This window comes from Pseudomonas delhiensis, from assembly GCF_900187975.1.
Lineage (GTDB): Bacteria > Pseudomonadota > Gammaproteobacteria > Pseudomonadales > Pseudomonadaceae > Pseudomonas > Pseudomonas delhiensis.
On sequence record NZ_FZPC01000037.1, the window covers coordinates 1 to 20,218 of the forward strand.

At 62.8% G+C, this 20,218-nt stretch carries 15 protein-coding genes and 2 pseudogenes; 16 read left to right on the forward strand and 1 reads right to left on the reverse strand.

All coding sequences use genetic code 11. The annotated features are described in order from the left end of the window. The 16 genes and pseudogenes from CHC02_RS30300 to lapD form a co-directional block, all read left to right on the forward strand. A pseudogene (locus CHC02_RS30300) lies at nt 1-492 on the forward strand (hypothetical protein); the annotation flags it as partial. After that, nucleotides 489-2,288, forward strand: a complete 1,800-nt coding sequence (locus tag CHC02_RS25965) for a phospholipase D-like domain-containing protein (protein ID WP_089394275.1) — start codon at nt 489-491, stop codon at nt 2,286-2,288. The pseudogene CHC02_RS30300 and the gene CHC02_RS25965, both read left to right, overlap by 4 nt. A gap of 86 nt (nt 2,289-2,374) precedes the next feature. After that, complete coding sequence (locus CHC02_RS25970; protein WP_341845159.1) at nt 2,375-3,571, forward strand: SEL1-like repeat protein; 1,197 nt, start codon at nt 2,375-2,377, stop codon at nt 3,569-3,571. Nucleotides 3,572-3,750: 179 nt separating this feature from the next. Continuing rightward, nucleotides 3,751-4,131: a DUF2388 domain-containing protein gene (locus CHC02_RS25975; protein ID WP_139210245.1), complete on the forward strand. Its 381-nt coding sequence runs from the start codon at nt 3,751-3,753 to the stop codon at nt 4,129-4,131. A gap of 95 nt (nt 4,132-4,226) precedes the next feature. Then, nucleotides 4,227-4,625: a YfeK family protein gene (locus CHC02_RS25980; protein ID WP_167364850.1), complete on the forward strand. Its 399-nt coding sequence runs from the start codon at nt 4,227-4,229 to the stop codon at nt 4,623-4,625. Between the two features lie 102 nt (nt 4,626-4,727). Next, a complete protein-coding gene (locus tag CHC02_RS25985) occupies nt 4,728-4,985 on the forward strand; it encodes a PAAR domain-containing protein (RefSeq protein WP_089394279.1) in 258 nt (85 codons plus the stop codon). Between the two features lie 2 nt (nt 4,986-4,987). Continuing rightward, nucleotides 4,988-6,193: a hypothetical protein gene (locus CHC02_RS25990; RefSeq protein WP_244161005.1), complete on the forward strand. Its 1,206-nt coding sequence runs from the start codon at nt 4,988-4,990 to the stop codon at nt 6,191-6,193. 9 nt (nt 6,194-6,202) lie between these two features. Then, a complete protein-coding gene (locus CHC02_RS25995; protein WP_089394280.1) occupies nt 6,203-9,574 on the forward strand; it encodes an ImcF-related family protein in 3,372 nt (1,123 codons plus the stop codon). Nucleotides 9,575-10,786: 1,212 nt separating this feature from the next. After that, nucleotides 10,787-12,373: a type VI secretion system protein TssA gene (gene tssA / locus CHC02_RS26000; RefSeq protein WP_089394281.1), complete on the forward strand. Its 1,587-nt coding sequence runs from the start codon at nt 10,787-10,789 to the stop codon at nt 12,371-12,373. A 27-nt stretch (nt 12,374-12,400) separates the two neighbouring features. Further along, a complete protein-coding gene (gene tssF, locus CHC02_RS26005; RefSeq protein ID WP_089394282.1) occupies nt 12,401-14,170 on the forward strand; it encodes a type VI secretion system baseplate subunit TssF in 1,770 nt (589 codons plus the stop codon). Next, nucleotides 14,134-15,027 carry a type VI secretion system baseplate subunit TssG gene (locus tag CHC02_RS26010; protein ID WP_089394283.1) on the forward strand — a complete coding sequence of 298 codons (894 nt, stop codon included), beginning with the start codon at nt 14,134-14,136 and terminating at the stop codon, nt 15,025-15,027. Before tssF ends, CHC02_RS26010 begins: the two co-directional genes overlap by 37 nt. Further along, nucleotides 15,008-15,559: a type VI secretion system lipoprotein TssJ gene (gene tssJ / locus CHC02_RS26015; protein WP_089394284.1), complete on the forward strand. Its 552-nt coding sequence runs from the start codon at nt 15,008-15,010 to the stop codon at nt 15,557-15,559. Before CHC02_RS26010 ends, tssJ begins: the two co-directional genes overlap by 20 nt. Next, a pseudogene (locus CHC02_RS26020) lies at nt 15,556-15,708 on the forward strand (type VI secretion system baseplate subunit TssE); the annotation flags it as partial. The gene tssJ and the pseudogene CHC02_RS26020, both read left to right, overlap by 4 nt. 38 nt (nt 15,709-15,746) lie before the next feature. Next, complete coding sequence (locus CHC02_RS26025) at nt 15,747-16,505, forward strand: OmpA family protein (RefSeq protein ID WP_089394309.1); 759 nt, start codon at nt 15,747-15,749, stop codon at nt 16,503-16,505. Nucleotides 16,506-16,747: 242 nt separating this feature from the next. Then, nucleotides 16,748-17,392: a cysteine protease LapG gene (gene lapG, locus CHC02_RS26030; protein WP_244161006.1), complete on the forward strand. Its 645-nt coding sequence runs from the start codon at nt 16,748-16,750 to the stop codon at nt 17,390-17,392. 10 nt (nt 17,393-17,402) lie between these two features. Next, nucleotides 17,403-19,355: a cyclic di-GMP receptor LapD gene (gene lapD, locus CHC02_RS26035; protein WP_089394286.1), complete on the forward strand. Its 1,953-nt coding sequence runs from the start codon at nt 17,403-17,405 to the stop codon at nt 19,353-19,355. Nucleotides 19,356-19,869: 514 nt separating this feature from the next. Here lapD and CHC02_RS26045 read toward each other — a convergent pair. After that, nucleotides 19,870-20,202: a tryptophan synthase subunit beta gene (locus CHC02_RS26045; RefSeq protein ID WP_089394288.1), complete on the reverse strand. Its 333-nt coding sequence runs from the start codon at nt 20,200-20,202 to the stop codon at nt 19,870-19,872. Nucleotides 20,203-20,218 lie beyond the last annotated feature (16 nt).

The window sequence follows — 20,218 nt, forward strand, 5'->3', positions numbered from 1 at the left end:
CACGGCATCGAATCCGGCACCCAGGGTGACTACCTGATCAAGTCGGCGCACTTCGACCACCAAGGACCGGCCAGCATGCCGGCTACCCATCCGGAGTACCCCAAGCTCGAAGCCGCGCAACGCCTCCGATTCCGCTTACCACAAGCCGCTACTGCCCCCCAGGCCACGTGGGCCGGTATGCCGTACACCCTGTATGCCGATGGCAAGGCCCTGCAAAAAGGCGTGATGGATGACACTGGCTACCTGTCCTTTGACCACCAAATCGTCACCCAGCGCTACCGACTCGAATTGAGCAGCGGCGTGAGCTACGACATTCCAGTACCTACTCAGTACCGCGATCCCGAGCGGGGAGCCTTGGCCAATAACGGCCTGCAGAACCATCCCTCGGAAACCGACAGCCGAGTGAAGCAGCCCGTCAAGCACACCGACGACCGTGATCTGTACGCGCGGGTCCTCAAACAACTTTCAGGCCGGAAAGGAGATCAGTCATGAGCCAGTGCGAACCCCGCGAGATCACTGTCCCCATTGCGCTCCAGCACACCAATGAAGCCACCTGCATCGCGCCCTGGTTCATCCCGCGCACCGAGTACCATCCAGTGCCGGCGCTCTACCAGTATTTGATCAATGGCGAGGATGCTTTCGAGGCTGTCCACAAGGCCATCGCCGACGCCAAGAAGTCCATCGACATCATCTGCTGGGGTTTCCAGCCGTCCATGTACTTCATCCGTGACGGCAAGAGTCCTTCGATTGGCGAACTGCTCAAGCAAAAAGCCGCGAAGGGCATACAGGTGCGCGTGCTGGGCTGGGAGGCGCCGTTCAACGCGGCCGGCTACGCGGGGGAAGCCAACCTTCCGGGCAAGGGGCCGCATCTCTGGGATCGTGAGGGGCAGACGGCGACGAATGACCAGTATGCCAAGGACCGTGAATGGTTCGCCGAATGTTCAGTCTCCGGTTGGACAGCGAAGGGCCGGGTGAGTAAAGGACTTCCGGTCTTCGTCAGTCGCGGCTTCGGCTTCGCTGACCGGGTGGAGATTGCCTGGCGCGCGGCCAACGAGGCTCTGGACCCTGGCATCAGTACCTCGACGCTCTTCTCCTATTTCGCAGCGCCCACCCACCACCAGAAAACCGTACTGGTCGACTATGAACTGCCTGATGACGCCGTTGGCTTCGTCATGGGCCACAACATGCTCGATGCCTATTGGGACACCAGCGGTCATTCCGCGCGTAAGCGTCCCGATGAAAAAGGGCACGGCAAGGATGCATGGCCGCCAGACCTTGGCCCGCGTGGTAAATGGCCGCGCCAGGACATCTCCAGCAAGGTCAAAGGCCCGATTCTGGAGCACCTGCACCATAACTTCGCCACCGCCTGGGAAGAGGAAACCGGGGAAGACCTGATCGAGGCGCGGCAGGCCATGCAGGTGGCGGAAAAACTGTCCTTCGAGCAGTGCGACGAAGGCAGCGACCTGATCATGGCGCAACTGCTGCGCACCCAGCCCCAGGAAGGCAAGCGCGATATCGAGCGGCTCTATCAGCGCGCCATCAACAACGCCACCCAGTACATCTACATCGAAAACCAGTACTTCCGCTGCCCGCCGCTGGCCGATGCCATCCTGCAGACCGCTGCGCGCCAGACCGCCGACGGCCGCGATCCCGGCAAGCACGGTGCCCTGCACCTGTTCGTGGTCACCAATGCCAACGAAGAAGGCATCGGCCCCGGCACCGTCAACACCCAGCGCATGCTCGACGCCCTCGGACGGGCCGACACCATTCCCAAGGTCACCAAGCTGATGCGTGGCGAGCCGCTGGAGGATGCCAAGGACAAAGCGCAAACAGCCGTCGCCGATGACGACCCGCTACCTGGAGAAGACGCCGCCAAACCCTACGGCTTCGAGGAACGCCCCGGCCTGAAAATCCACGTCTGTTCCCTGGTAGCTCCCGACTCGCCGCCGGGCAGACCGTGGATGCCGGTGTACATCCACTCCAAGCTGATGATCGTCAACGACGTCTTCACCACCCACGGCTCGGCGAATATCAACACCCGCAGCATGCAGGTGGACAGCGAACTGAATATTGCCCATGAGCGGTATGACGTGAGCCGGAGGATGCGGCGGGAGTTGTGGAATCTACATACCAAGGATAGGGGGGCGCAGGATGATCCGGCGGAGGCATTTGACTCTTGGCAGAAGATTATTGATGACAACAAAAGATTTCAGAAAAATGGTTTTTTGCCATGTGCCTCGTTAGTTGAATTCCGTTATGACGAAGCCAAATTGAGCGATAAAGACTGATGCGCCAACTACTGCTGATTTCCTGTCTGTTGCTGAGCTCCTGTAGCGCCACTAGTGCTGTGACCGCACCGAAGAAGGACACTTCTATGGACCCGCTTTCCCAAATTAAGGCCAATCTCGCCTTTACCTGCAAGCACGAACAGATACCAGAGCTCTCGGTAGAGAGCGACCAACTGTTCAACTACGCTCGCTGGCTGGAAAGGAACAACCAACTCAAGCAGGACAAAGCGGTGGATGGGCAAATAGAACGGCTCTACCGCATCGCCGCCGAAAATGGCCATGCCAAGGCCAATATCAACCTGCAGAACGGCTCCATACGGCGCCATTATGCGCTCACGGGCGAGGAGTATCTCCGACTGAGCCAACAATTGATCGATGCCAAGGTCGCCACCGGTTATTATTTGGTCGGAATCTTCCTGAAGCAAGGTGCTGCGGGTTTAAAGCAAGATCCGGAAATGGCGTTACGCTACTTCCGCAAGGCGGCCGATGAAGGTAGTGCGGATGCACAATACTATGTGGGTGATAAACTTGATAGTGTTGATTTTTCACGTAATGTCGCGATAGATATGTATCGTTGCGCAGCCGAGCAAGGGAATGGAAAGGCTGCTGTCACATTAGGTATTTACTTTAAACACAAAAAACAATATGCAGAGGCTATTGAAGTATTTCAGATAGGTGTGGCTGCGGGGGCAGAGAGTGCTGCCTCGCGTCTATCAGCAGGGTTTCGTAACCCAAACCAAGATGATCCAATTGATTATCTAGGCCAGCAAGAGGATCTCGAACGCGCCGACCGCTACAAGAAAATCTGGCGTATCCTCGCCAATTATTCCTACGCCAGCCCCAAAGTCCCCGAGATCAACGATATTGTTCCGTTACCCCCGGCCAAGCTGCCGCCGTGGGACGGCAAACTGAAATGGCTGGAAGAACGCGAAGCCAATATCCCGCCGCCCAAGCCCAGCGAAGCGCTGATCGAACAACTGGCCAAAGCCAAAGGCCTGGACCCCGCCACGGGTAAACCGCTGCCCGGCTCCCAGGAGTTTATCCGCACCACCGAATTCCATATCTGCCACAGCGGCCAAGCGTGCCCGCGTGCCGGCTTCTGGCGCGTGCACTGGCTTGCCGACCGTACCATCGTCAAAACCGAAACCATCCGTCAGTTCAAGGAAGGCGACATCTTCCCCACCTGGGAGGTCAAGCGCTTCATCGTTCGTCCCTGGCCGCTCAAGGATAAAACCACCCTCACTGTGGAAGCGGTGGAATGGAGCTTCTACGGCGATGCTTAATGGCAATCCCGTACCGACGAAATCCAGAGGTGTTACAGCAGCCAAGCCTGCCTTGTGCCGGTTTCTGGCGAATGTATGGAGTCAATATTTCCCATAAGGATTTTTCTTCCGTTATCGAGTATTTGCGAAATTGGGAAGTTCGGTTATGGTCATGGGTTTATAGGAGGTTATTGGTGTTGATGAGCTTGCTTTATTGCGGAGCTGCTTTCTGTCGGGTGGATATCAGGCGATCATTGCCAATCCTGTCGGCTCTTCTCTTTAATGGGGTGGTGCTCGGCTCGCCTGCAGATTGGGATAATACAGAATTGAGTTCATTTACTGTTCTTGTGACTTTGTACTCTCCGGTGGCGTCGGCTGAATGGGCTTCAGAAAAAATTTCCGATATTTCAGAGCATGATCGAAAGATGATTGCCATGGCTCATGAAGATGCGCTTTCTTTTGTTGCCAGTGAAGGAGGTATTCACGGTGTTCTGCTGGAGCGGGCTTTTGAGGTATTGAGAACTCATGGTGTTAAAGGAGAGAATGTCGAGCTAGCAAGAATGATTGCTGCTGAGGCTTAGGCAATAGCACACAAGCTGTTGCAGTGTGTTGGCGTATTTAAAGCTGTCTGAGGTTTTCGGTAAATTTAATTTCGCTCATTGCGGCGGGGTGATCAATGCGTCTCTGGAATTGGAATAAGTATCGCTTTCTACTGATCGTATTCGCACTGATGTGCCCATTTGTGCAGGCGGATATCACCCCTTCAGCGCAGGCTGAAATAACCCTGCTATTGGATTTCGTTGAACATAGCCCCTGCAGCTTCCTGCGAAACGGAAAACAGTATCCGGCAAGCGAGGCGCGTGCTCATTTACAGAGCAAGCTGGACTATCTTTTGAAGAAGAACATGGTGAAAAGCGCGGAGGATTTTATCGAGTTCGCCGGCAGTAAAAGCAGTTTGAGCGGAAGGCCCTATGAGGTGAATTGCGCCAATCGAACGCAGACTTCCGAGGCGTGGTTGCAGGCGGAACTTGAGCGTATTCGCAGTGAGCATCAGGTAAGGCCCGGAAATCCTTAAACCTTAAGCGAAGTACTCCGCATGTGAGCCAAAAGGTGCTGGTGTCATTGCCGAAAACTGGCCAGCGGTTAGCCATGAGTTATTCAACAGTGGAGAGAAAGCATGAAAGGCGTCATTCGTATTGGTGACAAAACCACTAGCGGCGGTAGCGTGCTAGAGGGTTCGCAAACCATGCGGTTCCACGGCATTGGCGCGGCGCGGGTGGGCGACAAGGTAAGTTGCCCTGCCCACGGCCCGACGGTGGTGAACGAAGGCCATCCGGTGTTCAAGGATCACGGCGTGCCGGTGGCCTTCCATGGCCATCGCTGCGCCTGTGGCTGTGCACTGCTGACCTCGCTACCCGAAGCGACGGCGAGCTGAGCATGCCGGTCAAGTTGGACCAGGTGCCGGCGGCGGCCTTGCGACCCATGCCGTTGCGGCTGTGGCGTTGGCTGATGGCGCTGCTGCCGTGCGTGGCCGTAGGTCTGGGGCTAACCCTCTGGAAAGGGGACGGAGCGCTCGCGCAGGAGCCGCTGAAATTCTGGCTGTTCGCCTTGGGTTTACCCGTGCTGGCCTGGGGGCTACTGCTGGGGTTACGCCTGTTGGTGTTTCTCGGGGCGCAGTCTGCTGCCGATGGATGGGATCGCGCACGGGAGGCGGAGTTGTCGCGGTTGATGCGCCGAGGCCGTCGTTCGCAGCAGATACTGGCGGTCAGTCTGCGCACGGCGCTGGATGTTGGAGACGAGGGTAGCGGGCTGCTCAATGGCGGCAGCGCTATACGCGTTCGCTCGTCCTGGCAGGGCGGCTCGGTGCGTCATAGCCGTCTTGTGGTCGATGAGGCTTTGCTGCCGGAGGAGCAGTTAGGCGGCCAGCTTGCGGCGGTGCTGGGGGATCTGGCCGTGGTATTGGCGAAGCTGCCGGCGGACAAGCCCCTCGCGTTGCTGCTGGAGACCAGCAGCGCCATCGAGGAGCAACGCTTGGTCGAGGCATGGACCGAAGCCTGGCGATTGTCCGGCATCCAGCAAGCCACGACACGATTGGAGGGCGCCGGGTTAGCGGTGATCGACCACTGGTTGGACCGGCGCATCGATGACCGGGCGTTGTTGCTGGTGGTGGCGTATCAGTTCGCGCCCGAGTCGGTGGAGGGCTCCGCTGAAACCGTGGTGGGGCTGCTGTTCGGCAATCGCCTGACGCAGTCGACGATTACGCCAATGGCCTATCTGCACCGTCCGGAAGCGGTGGACAAAGGCGCCACCGAGTCCTTAGGCAGGTCTCTTCAGCAGGCGTTGGACTGGGTGCCATTGGCCGCTTCACAGATTACTGCTGTGTGGAAGGCTGGCAGCGATGCCGCCGGTGATCCACTCATCACTCAGGCTTTCGATAAAGCAGGATTGCCAGTCAGCGCATCCAAGGAGTTGCACGACCTTGATGCCGCTTTGGGGCATGCCGGATGTGCAACTCCGTGGTTGGCCATTGCGGCGGCGACAGAGTCGGTACGGGCAGGCGGTGGGCCACAGTTTATTTGTTCCGGCGAAGGCTCTGAACGCGTTTGGGCGTGGTGTTCGGTGGTTATGCCGCCAGCTGTATAGGGATATGCAATGCGTAATCGTTCAATAGGATGGTGGGTGCTGGTTAGTCTGGGGCTGCTGGCCGGTGTTGCATTGTGTCTACTGGTCTGGCTGCGGCCCGAGTGGCTGGGCGTACGCACGGACAGCGCCAAACAGATCCGTTGGCTATTGGGGGCTTTCGGCCTGACCTTGTTGGGGATGTCCTCGGTCGGTGGTTATTGCTTACTGGCCGGAGCTGTCGGGGCCTCTTCCTTCCTGCGCCAACGGGGAGATGATCGCCTTTCCGAAGAATCTGTCGGTGGGGCCGACAGTAACCAAGATGCCTCCCGATTTACGGCGCTCAAGCCCTATCTGCGTGAGCACTATGGACGCCGCTGGCGAACCAAGGTGCGCCTGTTGCTGGTAGTGGGCGATGCATCCCGAGTCGACTCGCTGGTCCAGGGGCTGACAGAGCAGGCTTGGCTGGAAGGGCAGGCCACGGTGCTGCTCAGTGGTGGTGATTTGCGCGAGCCTTGGTCGCAAGAGCTTTTTACCTGCCTGCGTGAATTGCGCTGGGGCCACTCATGCGATGGCATTGTCTGGGCGCTGGACGAGGCGATCATCGAGGACTCGGCGTGGTTGGGCAAGTATGCGCGCCAGTTGCGGGGCCTTGCTCAGGAGCTCCACTGGAGCGCGCCGTTGTACCTATGGCAGGTATGCCCCAGCGCTTGGGCGCAGACTGGGCGGGTCAGTCAGACGGTTGGCTGCCTGTTCCCGCCTCAAGCATCGCGGGCACTGATCGAATCCTCGTTGCGCCAGTTGGTCGCGCCTTTGCGTGAGAAAGGTATCGGGCAATTGGACGTGCAGGCGAACCATGACTTTCTGCTGCGCCTGTCCCGTGACCTTGGAGCACGAGGTATCAGCCGGTGGAGCGAGGCACTGGCTCCTGTCCTTAATCATGTGAATAGGGTTGTTACTCTTCGTGGATTGTTCTTCAGTCCGGCCGGGGTTGCGTCGCAAGCAGGAGGCGAGCGCGCTTGGTGGCCCGAGTCGGTGTGGGACGGTGTGCTGAATGATCGGCTGTCACAAGGACAACCTGTGGGCTGGACTTGGCTGCGCGGCCTGCGCATCGGCGCGCTTTGCCTCGCCGGCCTCTGCGCCCTGGCCTTCCTGTTGTCCTTCGCGAGCAACCGCAGCCAGATCGCTACGGTGGAATCCGCCTTGGCGACGATCAATACGCAGGGCGATGCCGATGCACAGCTCAAGGCCTTGCACGAACTGACCCGCGAGATGTCGCGATTGGATTACCGCCGCGAGCATGGCGAGCCCTGGTATCTGCGCTTCGGATTGAGCCAGAACGATGCCCTTTTAGCCGTGCTGTGGCCGCGTTACGCCCAGGCCAATAATCGCCTGATGCGCGACGTGGCGACCCAGCACCTGGAGCAACAGCTGGCGGACCTCGCCGCCTTGCCGGCGGACAGCCCCGAGCGTGCGTCGCGGGCAGAGGAGGCTCACGCCCAGCTCAAGGCCTATCTGATGATGGCTCGTCCGGAAAAGGCTGACCCGGAGTTCCTGACCAAGGTGCTGACTCGCGAGGAGCCCGACCGCCCCGGCGTTACGCCCGGCCTGTGGCAAGACCTGTCGCCCAACCTCTGGGCCTTCTACGCTCAGCACCTGGCGGCGCATCCCGAGTGGCGTACCCAGCTCCAACCCAGCCTGGTGTCTCAAGCCCGGCAGGTGCTGCTGGGCCAACTGGGCCAGCGCAACGGCATGGCCAACCTCTACCAGCAGGTGCTCGATCGAGCGAGCAACAACTACGCGGTCATGACCCTGCTGGACATGGTCGGCGAAACCGATGCGCCGATGCTGTTCGATACCCCCAACAGCGTGCCGGGTGTGTTCACCCGCCAGGCCTGGGAAGGGCAGGTGCGCCAGGCCATCGACGAAGTCGCCGAGGCCCGCCGCGAGGAAATCGACTGGGTGCTGAGCGACCAGCAAAGCACGATCGACAGCGAGCTGAAGCCCGAGGTGCTCAAGGCTCAGCTGACCGAGCGCTACTTCCAGGAGTTCAGCGACGCCTGGCTGGCGTTCCTCAACAGCATCCGTTGGCGCAAGGCGGACAGCCTGTCCGATGCCATCGCCCAGCTGACCCTGCTTAGCGACGTGCGCCAGTCGCCGCTGATTGCCCTGATGAATACGCTGGCTTACCAGGGCAAGACCGGGGTCAAGGGCGAGGCGCTCTCCGACTCGCTGATGAAGTCGGCGCAGCAGTTGCTGGACAAGGACAAACAGCCGGTGATCGACCAGAAGGCCGCCGGCCCACAGGGCCCGCTGGACAGCACCTTCGGTCCGCTCCTCGTGCTACTGGGCAAGGAGAAACCCTCGGCAACCGCCGGCAGCGACAACCTGAGCCTGCAGGCCTTCCTCACCCGCGTCATGCGGGTGCGCCTGAAGCTGCAGCAGATCACCACCGCCACGGACCCGCAGGCGATGACCCAAGCCCTGGCGCAAACCGTGTTCCAGGGCAAGAGCGTCGACCTCACCGACACCCTTGACTACGGCAGCCTGATCGCTGCCAGCCTGGGCGCGGAATGGAATGGCTTTGGCCAGAACCTCTTCGTGCAGCCCCTCAACCAGGCCTGGGAAGGTGTACTTCAGCCCTCGGCCGCCAGTCTGAACCGCCAGTGGCAGCGGGCAATCGTCGGTAACTGGGAGCGCTCCTTCGACGGCCGCTATCCCTTTGCCACCAGCGGTAGCGATGCCTCGTTGCCCATGCTGGGCCAGATGATCCGCTCCGGCACCGGCCGTATCGACCAGTTCATCAGCTCGCAACTGGGTGGTGTGCTGCACAAGGAAGGCAACCGCTGGGTGCCCGACAGCGCGAACAGCCAGGGCCTGCACTTCAATCCGCAGTTCCTCAAGGCGGTGAACCAGCTCAGCGAACTGGCGGACATCCTCTATACCGATGGGGGCATGGGCATGACCTTCCAACTGCAGGCCAAGCCGGTGCGCAGCGTGGTGGAGACCACCTTCATCCTCGATGGGGTGAAGTTGGAGTACTTCAACCAGATGGAAAGCTGGCAGCAGTTCACTTGGCCGGGCGGCACCGACCATCCGGGCGCCTCGCTGAGCTGGACCAGCGTCAAGGCTGGGGCGCGGCTGTTTGGGGATTATTCGGGTACCTGGGGCCTAATCCGTCTGTTCGAACAAGCCCAGGTGAAGGCGCTGGACGACAGCGACACGCTCTTCGAGCTGGTTCTGAACACTCCGGACCAACTGCCGCTGACCTGGCACCTGCGCACCGAACTGGGCAACGGCCCATTGGCCTTGCTGCAACTGCGGAGTTTCACGCTGCCAGGAAACATTTTCGACACGGGTGTTGGGAGGGGAAATCCCTACGCCGTGGCTGATCCGTTCGAGTAGGGGGAATGGTTGTGCTCGCATGCCCGCCGGCTTTCAAACGTGCGTTGGGGCGTCTGCAGGTCACCTGTCTGGACGATACCTGGCGAACGCGACAGGCGACCTACCGGTTCCGCTGCCAGGCGGGGCACGAGTTTACGTGGAAGGCCGATAACTTGACCGGCCTCAGTGCATGCCCACAGTGCCGCGCCGATAGCCGGACCCGGCGCATGCAGGAGAAGGCAGCCCAGGACGGGAGTGAGTGCCTGGACAGTTGGCGCGGCACGAAGAATGAGCTGTACCGATACCGCTGTCTGAAAGACCCCTCTCACGAGTGGTTACGCTCATTTCCCGTGGCGATGCGCACCTCTCGCTGCCCGCATTGCACACCCAAGGGGCCCAAGCTAACAGCCAATGGCCTGCAGAGACTGCAGGAATATGCGAAGAGCCGAGGTGGCGAGTGCCTCTCACCGATTTACCTGGGCGGAGAACGCAAGCATTCGTTCCGCTGTGCCCAGGGGCATATCTGGGACGCTCGACCAAGCAACATGCTGAGTCGAAGCAGCTGGTGCCAGAAATGCCTATCTGACCAGCAGCGCCTGGGGATCGATGAGGTACGTGCCACAGCCGTGGTACGAGGAGGACAGTTTCTGTCCACGAATTACCTGAATGATCGGACGCTCTACGATTGGGCCTGCCAAAAGGGGCACAGCTGGAAAGCCTGCTATGGGTCGATTCGCTCGGGTAGCTGGTGCCCGCACTGCGCCAATGAACAGAGGCGCCTTGATCTGCAGACACTCCAGCGAGCCGCTGAGGCCAAAGGTGGTGCTTGCCTATCCGATGCGTATGTCTCGACGACGAGCGACTACCAATGGCAATGCGCCGAGGGCCATATCTGGAAGGCCAAATACGCTGCAATCCGTAACGGCCACTGGTGCCAGCGGTGCCACATTGAGAGCAGAAAGCTCACGCTGGAGCACATGCAGGAAACTGCCCGAGAGCGAGGAGGACTGTGCCTCTCGATGCATTACGAGGGGGCAAGAGCTCACTACCAATGGCAATGCGCCCGCGGGCATACCTGGCGAGCGATGTATGTCCAGGTGCGTGCAGGGACTTGGTGTCCAGCTTGCTACCACATGAGCCTTACCAAAGCCGGATCGGCGGCCTGGCATCGATACCGAGCGCACAAGCCACGTGATTGAACAGGGAAGCAATGAACGGACATAGGACGTACCGATGAGTTTGCAAGGACTGATATCCACCTGCCTGGATGGGCAAGACGCCGTGGCGTTGGCGCAGGCCCAGGCGCAGCGCTGGGAACCCTGGCTGGCGCCCATCGACGCGGCGACGCCGGTGGGGGAAGACCCCGGCTACGACGATGACTTCCAATGCCTGCGCGAGGAGGTCAACAAACTCTCCGGCGCGGATGTGGAACGGGTCATTGCGCTGGCGGAGCAGTTGCTCAAGCAACGCTGCAAGGACCTGCGGATCGCCACCTACTACCTCTGGGCGCGCACGCAACGCGATGGCGAGGCCGGGCTCGCCGATGGCCTGGAGCTGGTGGCGGCGCTGCTCGAACGCTTCGCCCAGCAGGTACTGCCGACTCGTCCGAACAGCCGGCGCACCGCACTGGAGTGGGTGGCCAGCGGCAAGGTGCTGGATAGCTTGTCGCTGTTCCCCGAGGTGGTCAAAGCCGAGGCGCAGCGCACGGTCGCGGCGTTGGCCTGGCTGGAGCAGATCGTCTCGGCCTGGCCAGAAAGCGAGCGGCCGGGCCTGGGATCGCTGTATGCCGCCCTGACGGCTCGTCTGACGCAGTCAGGCGGCGTGAATGCCCTGGTGCCGCAGAACAGTGCCGCGCACAGCGAGCCGACGTCGCAGTCAGCGGCCCCGGTCCTGTCGGCGATCAAATCCGGCCGCGACCTGCTGGACAGCGGCAAGGCCCTGGCCAATTACCTGCGCGACCAGCCCCAGGGCTGGCTGGCGGCGCACCGCCTGATGACCAGCCTGCGCTGGGATACCGTGCACCAATCACCGCCGCAGGAGGTCAACGGCAATACGCGCCTGGTGCCGCCGCGCACCGAGTACCGCGCTCAGCTCAAACGCTTGTACCTACAACAGAGCTGGACCGAGCTGCTGGACCAGGTGGAGCGCATGTACGCCGAAGGGGTGAACCACTTCTGGCTGGACTTGCAGTGGTACCTCTGCCAAAGCCTGAGCAAGCTGGGTGTGCCGTATGAGGGCTGGGCGGACATCATCAAGCGCGACCTGGGCATGTTCCTCGATCGCTTGCCGGGCATCGAGCAACTGCGCTGGAACGATGGCACGCCGTTCGCCGATGAACCCACGCGCGATTGGATCATGCAGCACGTCAACGGCAATCAGCCGTCTGCCTGGATCTCCACCCCGGTGGCGGCCAGTTCTACGACGGACGACCTCCTGGCCCTGGAAAGCGAAGCGCTGGCCCAGGCCGACAGTGACGGCGTCGAAGCGGCGCTGGCCTGGTTGGCGGCACGCCCCGACGTCACCACCGGCCGGCAGCGTTGGCTGCTGCGTCTGTTGATGGCGCGGGTGGCAGAGCAGTACTGCAAGAGTGACCTGGCGATCCACCTGCTCGGCGAGCTGGACAGCGTCGCCCAGCAACAGCACCTGCAGGCCTGGGAGCCCGAGCTGGGCTTCGAGGTCAAGGCGCGCCTGCTCAAGCTATTGCGGCAAAAGGCCCAGCGCAACGACGTGGACAGGACGGTGCTGGCCCAGCAGATGGAACGTCTGCTGGCTGCTTTGGTGGCGGCCGATCCCGTACGCGCCGCGGTGCTCTGTGGCTAGGCCTCTCTTACTTTCAGGATTTTTGTGGTGAGCATGGACAATCTGACGCTGCGCTATTTCGACGCCGAAATGCGCTACCTGCGCGAGGCGGGCAAGGAGTTTGCCGAGGCGTTTCCGGACCGGGCCGCGCAGCTCAACCTGGACAAAGCGGGCGCGCGTGATCCCTATGTGGAGCGGCTGTTCGAGGGCTTCGCGTTCCTCATGGGACGCCTACGCGAGAAGCTCGACGACGACCTGCCGGAACTGACCGAGGGATTGGTGAGCCTGCTGTGGCCGCATTACCTGCGTACCATCCCGTCGCTATCGGTAGTCGAGCTGACGCCGGACATTCGCGAAATGAAACGCTGCGAAACCATCGCCAAGGGCTTCGAGGTCCTGTCGCAGCCGGTGGGAGCCAAACGCACGCGCTGCCACTACAGCACCACCCAGGACGTGACGCTGAACCCGCTGTCCATCGAGTCAGTGCGGGTAACCAGTGAGCCGGATGGCCGCTCGGTGCTGCGCCTGCGCTTTGCCTGTAGCTCGATGGCGAATTGGTCCGAAATCGACCTGAGCCGCCTGCCGCTCTACCTCAATGCCGACGGCCCGTTGGCCTGCGCACTGCATCGTGCCCTGACGCTCAATGCCCAGGCACTCTATGTGAGAGTGCCTGGGCATACCGACCGGCTGAAGCTGGATGGCCATTTCTCGCCGAAGGGATTTGGTGATGAGGACCGGCTTTGGCCCAAGGGCGACAGTGCCTTCAGCGGCTATCAACTGCTGCTGGAGTACTTCACCTTCCACGAGAAATTCATGTTCGTCACGCTCCACGGCCTGGAGCAGATGCCGATCCCGCCGGAGCTGTCGAGCTTCGAGCTGGACGTGGTGCTGAGCGAGCAGTGGCCGCACGAGTTCGTAGTGACGGCTGAGCACATGCGCCTGCACGCCGTGCCGGTGATCAATCTGTTCGCCCTGGAGGCGGATCCACTGACGCTGTTGCCGCTGCAAACCGATTATCTGCTGCGGCCGATGCGCCTGCAGGATGGCCACACCGAGATCTATTCGGTGGACAGCGTCTCGTCCTCCAAGCACTCCACGAAACGTGATTACGTGCCCTTCACCAGCTTCCGCCACAAGGGCGGCATGCTGCGCGACGAGGCGCCGGAGCGCTACTTCCACACGCGGATGAAGCGCGGCGCCAATGGCATGCACGACACCTGGCTGATCCTCGGCGGCGAGGGCTTTGACGCCGACCGCTTGAGCGAGACCGAAAGCCTGTCCCTGCGCCTAACCGGCACCAATGGCCAACTGCCGCGTAAAGCGCTGCAGAGCACGCTGCTGGACTCACTGGTGAAGTCGCCGCTGCCGGGCCTGAAGGTACGCAATCTCTGTGCGCCGACCCTGCCGTGTTACCCGCCCAACCAGGACCGTTTCCACTGGCGGGTGCTCAGCCACCTGGGTTCGAACTTCCTGCCGATGCTGGACAACGCCGAGGTACTTCGCGGCACCCTCGCGTTGTACGACTGGACCCACAGTGAGCTGAACCGCCGGCGCCTGGCGGCCATCGTCGAGGTGCGCCATCACCTGATCCAGCGTTTCGAGAAGGGCTTCCTGCTGCGCGGCGTGGATATCGAGGTGACGCTGGATGCCAATGGCTTCAGCGGCGAAGGCGATATCAGCCTGTTCGGCGAGATGCTCAACCGCTTCTTCGCCCTGTATGCCGACATCCACCTGTTCAACCAGCTCACGCTGGTCCTGCAACCCACCGGTAAGTGCCTGCGATGGAAAGAGAACCACAATCAGCGTATTCCCGGCTGAAGGCCAGCGGCCTGCTGGACGCGCTGGCTGGGCGCATCTCCGAAGCCAACCTGTATCGCTTCTGCCAACTGGTCGAAGTGGCGGCGCCGGGCAATCCACCACTGGGCACGACCACGCGGCCCGGCGACGATGCCGTGCGTTTCCGCCCGCACCCCGGCATGGGCTTCCCCGCCGGCGAACTCAAGGCCATTGAGTACGACGAGGAGCATCCAGAACGACCGCCCACGGTGCGTACCCGCTTGCTCGGCCTGATCGGTCTGGGCATCCCCGGAACGGCCAACCACATCGCCACGCCGGTCTCACGTTTTCTCGCGCTGCTCAGCGTCATGCGTCTGCCCACGCGAAACGCTGAGGGCATCAGTGCACTGGTGAAACTGTTGGCGCCAAACACCCAAGTACGGGTGACACCGCACTGGCCGCGCAAGGTGCCGCTGGCTCAGCCGGCCAGCCTGTCACGCGAAATCCCGGTCAGCCTGTCCCAGGGCACACCGCTGGGAAGCGTTGGCGCGGATGCCAATAGCCAGGTGCGGCTGGAACTGCTCACCGAAGACCTGACCGAGGCCCAAGGCTGGTTGCCGGGACAACAGCTGCACACCGACCTGCTGGTGCCTTTGCGGGTGTACCTGGGGTGGCGCTGCACCGCCAAGCTTGCGCTAACCCTGCCCGTGAAATGCCTGCCGAAACCGGTATTGGGCGGCCCTCCCGTATGGCTGGGGCTCACCGGCGTGCTGGGGTTGGACCCCGGCAATCCGGACCCTGCCGAGCAGCCGTGCATCACCGTCAACCTCGGTCGCTACCAAGGACTGATCCAGAACATGAAACCCAGGGAGACACAGCATGTCGCGTACCGCATTTAAGATGCTGCTGGCCACCACGATGTTTGCCGTTCTGCTCGGCGGTTGCGGCTTGACCCAGCGCGCCGTGGACGGAGGCAGCTCCATCGCGCACGGCATTTTCTATAAACAGGTCAAGGTGCTGCATCTGGACTTGAACGCCCGTGCAGCCCTCAACACCCAAAGCGCCGACATGTCCGGCTTGTCAGTCTCGACCTTGGTGCGGATTTATCAGCTGAAGGACCGCAAGACGATAGATGAGGCGGACTACCAGGGCCTTCTCAACGAGGGTGATAGCGTCCTGGCGGCGGATCTGCTCGATTCGCAGCGGCTGGTGGTGAAGCCCGATGAGGGGGCGCAACTGAACGTGCCGCTGTCCCCTGACGCACAGTTCGTGGCAGTGGTCGCGCTGTTCCGCTCGCCCGATGCCCAGAACAATACCTGGCGCATCGTGCTGGCCCGTGAGGATCTGGATCCGGATCAGCCGCGGGTGATCGAACTGGGTGACAACGCGCTGAACCTGGTTCCATTGCCGACGAAGGACTCCTGGTGGTGAGCGAACAGAACCCGTCATTGTACGAACTCTTGCTGCAGAACTTCACCGGCGAGCTGGACTTGCATCGGGTGCGTGAGGAGGACCAGGTCCTGCTCTCGGTGCTCGACAACCTGCAGCGCATCCTCAACTGCCGCGCCGGCACCCTCAGCTGAGCGAGCAACTAGAGGTGCAGGTGCAGGCGCCTTTGATGCCTCTGCAGGCACTGCGCAAGCAGGTACACGCGACACTACAGCGCCTAACGCGCGATATTGTCCCAGCCATGGGAACGGCCATACCGACGGCAACACCGGTAGACGAGGCAAAACTTGCCGCCCGCAAGCCTGCTGGAGCGAAGAGGCGACCGGTTGCGGGCTCAAGGCAAAGCTCGGCGCCGGCCGTCGTCGTGCTCAAGCTGGATGCCACAGAACCTGCAACCGACCTAGCCTCGGAACCTAAGCGCAGAGCCTCATGGCCGTGGCTTCTTGCACTGCTGATTCTGCTACTTCTGACCGGGCTGTTCGGCTGGTGGTGGCAAAGCAACCTCCCGTCAGCCACTACGTCGCCTCCCACTGCTAGCCCAGGCACACAAGGGCAGGCCACAACCGAGCCGATCCACCTCGATAGCCTGGTGCTGTTTCCTCCCGGACGTGCCGAACTCAAACCGGAGTCGACGAAGGTCCTGGTCAACAGTCTGATCGACATCAAAGCCCAGCCTGGCTGGTTGATCGTCATCACCGGACACAGCGATACCTCAGGTGATCCGAAGCGGAATCTGGAGCTATCGCGGGAAAGGGCTGAGGCGGTGAAGCAATGGATGCAAAGCATGGGAGACATCCCCGAAAGCTGCTTTGTCGTTCAAGGCAAAGGGGCTGAACAGCCAATTGCAGATAATGGCACCGAGAGCGGGCGCATGAGGAATCGACGTGTCGACATTCAACTGGCGCCGTCTGCCGGAGCTTGCACTTGACTGACTTGATTTTCTATTCCACATAAAAGCGATACAGAGGCGCCCGGCCTGGCTTTTCCGACAGCCATGCGAGGGGCTTTCGGGCTGTGTGATTTCATTTTGCCATTGCCTTTTTCCGCGCCAGCCCGCACCATTCGGCGCCGGCCCCCACGGGGCGCCGGATGGTCCGCTGGCAGGAAGTGACGATGTTGTCGAACGGGCGAATGGGGGGCTTGCGGCGGCGCTTGCCGTGGCTGGCCGCCATGGTCGTGAGCGGTACCTTCGCATGGCTCCCGGGGTGGCTTGCGGCGGATTGGGACTTCACCCTGATCGCCCGCCGCGCCGAGGCGCTGTATGGCCCTCTGGGGCCCGGCCGGGCACGCATCGAGGCCTGGCAGCGCATGCTGGCCGACGAGGCGGGGGCCGACGAGCAACAGCAACTGCGGGCGGTCAACGACTTCTTCAACCGCCAGTTGCGCTTCACCGACGACCTCGGCCTGTGGCACCAGGTGGACTACTGGGCCACGCCGGTGGAGGCCCTGTCCAAGGGGGCCGGCGATTGCGAGGACTTCGCCATCGCCAAGTACGTGAGCCTGCGCCACCTCGGCGTGCCGGCGCAGAAATTGCGCATCACCTACGTCAAGGCGCTGCGCCTGAACCAGGCGCACATGGTGCTGACCTACTACCCGCGGCCGCAAGCGGTGCCGCTGGTGCTGGACAATCTGATCGGCAGCATCCTGCCGGCCTCGCAGCGCGACGACCTGCAGCCGGTGTACGCCTTCAACGGCGAGGGGCTGTGGCTGGCCAACGCCGGCGCGGACAAGCAGGTGGGCGACAGCAAGCGGCTGTCGCGCTGGCAGGACCTGTTGCGGAAAATGGAGGCCGAGGGGTTCCCCTCGCGCGAGTAGCGGAGTCGAGATGTCCCTGTTCAAACAACTCCTGATCGCCATCTGCCTGTTCCTGGTGGTGGCCTTCGGCGGCAGCTTCATGGTCGGCCTGGAAAGCTCCCGCGAGCAGTACGTCAACCAACTGCGCTCCCATGCCCAGGACGCCGCCACGGCGCTGGGGCTGTCGCTCACCCCGCACATCGACGACCCGGCGATGGTCGAGCTGATGGTCAGCTCGATCTTCGACAGCGGCTACTTCGAGCGCATCCGCGTGGTCGACCTGGCCACCGGCAAGGTGATGGTGGAGCGCCAGGGCGTGCCGGACGCCGTGGCCTCGGGCGCGCCGCAGTGGTTCGTTGCGCTGATCGGCCTGCCCGCGGCCGGCGGCGACGCCGTGGTCAGCCGCGGCTGGACCCAGGCGGCGCGGGTGGAGGTGGTGAGCCACCCGATGTTCGCCATCGCCAAGCTCTGGCAGAGCGCCCTGGGCAGCCTCGGCTGGCTGCTGCTGTGCGGGGTGGCCAGCGCGCTGCTCGGCGCCTGGCTGCTGCGCCGCCAGTTGCGCCCGCTGGACTACATGGTGGCGCAGTCCCACGCCATCGCCCGCCGCGAATTCCTCAGCCTGCCGGAACTGCCGCGTACCCCGGAGCTGCGCCGCGTGGTGCAGGCGATGAACCAGATGGTGGAGAAGCTCAAGGCGCTGTTCCAGGAGCAGGCCGAGCGCAGCGAGCGGCTGCGCGACGAGGCCTACCAGGACAGCCTGACCGGGCTGGGCAACCGGCGCTTCTTCGACCTGCAGCTGCAGGCGCGGCTGAGCGCCGAGGACCAGGTCAGCAGCGGCTACCTGCTGTTGCTGCGGGTGCTCGACCTCGCCGGGCTCAACCAGCGCCTGGGCGGCCAGCGCACCGACGCCCTGCTCAAGGCGGTGGCCGAGCAGCTGCAGCGCGCCAGCCAGGGCCTGGGCGCCGGGCGCACCCTGGCACGCACCCGCGGCGGCGAGTTCGCCCTGCTGGCTCCGGGGCTGCTGGAAGAGGAGGCCGAGCAACTGGCCACGCGCCTGGAAGGCATGCTCGCCAGCCTGGCCAGCACCGGCGCCAGCGACCAGCCGCGGGTCGCGGCCATCGGCCTGGTGCCGTTCCACCCCGGCGAGGCGCCGGCGAGCCTGATGCAGGGCGTCGACCAGGCCCTGGCCCAGGCCGAGCGCCAGCAGCACTGCGCCTGGGCGCGGCTGGACGGCGAGCCGACGCCGCTGGCCGATGCGCGCCACAGCTGGCACCAACTGCTGGAGCGGGCGCTGCGCGATAAGCGCTTCGAGCTGTACTTCCAGCCGGTGGTGGCTTGCGAGGACGCTGAGCTGGTGCTGCACCACAAGGTGCTCTCGCGCCTGCCGGACGGGCAGGGCGGCAGCCTGGCGGCGGGGCGTTTCCTGCCCTGGCTGGAGCGCTTCGGCTGGTCGGCGCAGCTGGACCTGCTGATGCTCGACCTGACCCTGGCGCACCTGGCCGGCCACGACCAGGTGCTGGCGCTGAATCTCTCGGGCGCGCTGCTGCGCGACGAACGCGCCCTGGCCCGGGCCTTCGAACGCCTGCGCCAGCACCCGCAGTACGGCGGCCGCCTGGTGCTGGAGCTGGAAGAAGACCAACTGCCCGACCAGGCCGCCCTGGAGGCGCTGACCCGGCGCCTGCGCGAGCTGGGCTACGGCCTGGCGCTGCAGCACTTCGGCGGCCGCTTCAGCATGATCGGCAACCTGGCGCGCCTGGGCCTGGCCTACCTGAAGATCGACGGCAGCCACATCCGCGCCATCGACGTGGAGAACGACAAGCGGCTGTTCATCGAGGCCATGCAGCACGCGGCGCACAGCATCGACCTGCCGCTGATCGCCGAGCGCGTCGAGACCGAGGCGGAGTTCCGCGTGCTGCGGGGGATGGGCATCCAGGGCGTGCAGGGGCAGCTGTTCGGCGCGCCGAGGCCGTGGGGGAAGGGGTGAGCCCGGTGTTATGGCCGGCGGCGGATAAGCGCGAACGGTTATGCGCCCTACGCGTACGTGTTTCCCGGCAACCTGTAGGAGCGGATCTTATCCGCGATTTCGCCGGCAAGGCCGGCGCCCATGCCATCCGATGACATAGGCGTTGGGCTCAAGAGCGCCCTCACCCCGACCCTCTCCCGCAAGCGGGAGAGGGGGCTGTCCTCTGCGGGAGGAAAGGCCGGCGTCATCCTCACACCTCCGTCATTCCCGCGACCGTCCGGCGCGATGCGGAACCACGAGGCTCTCGGGTTCCCCGTAGGGCGGACAAGGTCTCCACCCCACCACCGCTGTCCCACCTGTAGGAGCGCGCCCTGCGCGCGATTCGCGGGCAGGGCCCGCTCCTACAATGGGGCGAGATGGGAGACGCGAATTTTGATCCAGTCACTCCCGCGAACGACGGAGCCCAGAAGACAGTTGCTCCTACGGTTCCAGGACACACCGTCGTAGGAGCGGACTCCGTCCGCGATTTCGCGCGTCAGATCAACCCGCCATCCTCGTCCTCGTCGATCAGCCGGTGCAGGCCGCCCAGCGCCTCGCGTGCCTGGGTGCGGCTGAGCAGCTTGGAGCGCGCTGCCTCGGGCAGGTCGGTGATGCGGATGACGCCCTTGGCCATCAGCACCGAGATCAGGTCCTCCAGCACCCGGATCATCTCCAGGTCGCTGCGCTGCAACTGGTGCAGGCTGGATTCGGCCTCGCGCCAGGCGCGCACTTCCTCGTCGCCGTCGGCCAGGCTGCCGCTCATGCCGGCGAAGGCGGCGCTCTCGACGCGTATCAGCCGGCCTTCGGCATCACGCTGGATGTAAGGCATCGCCTCGTCTCCATCA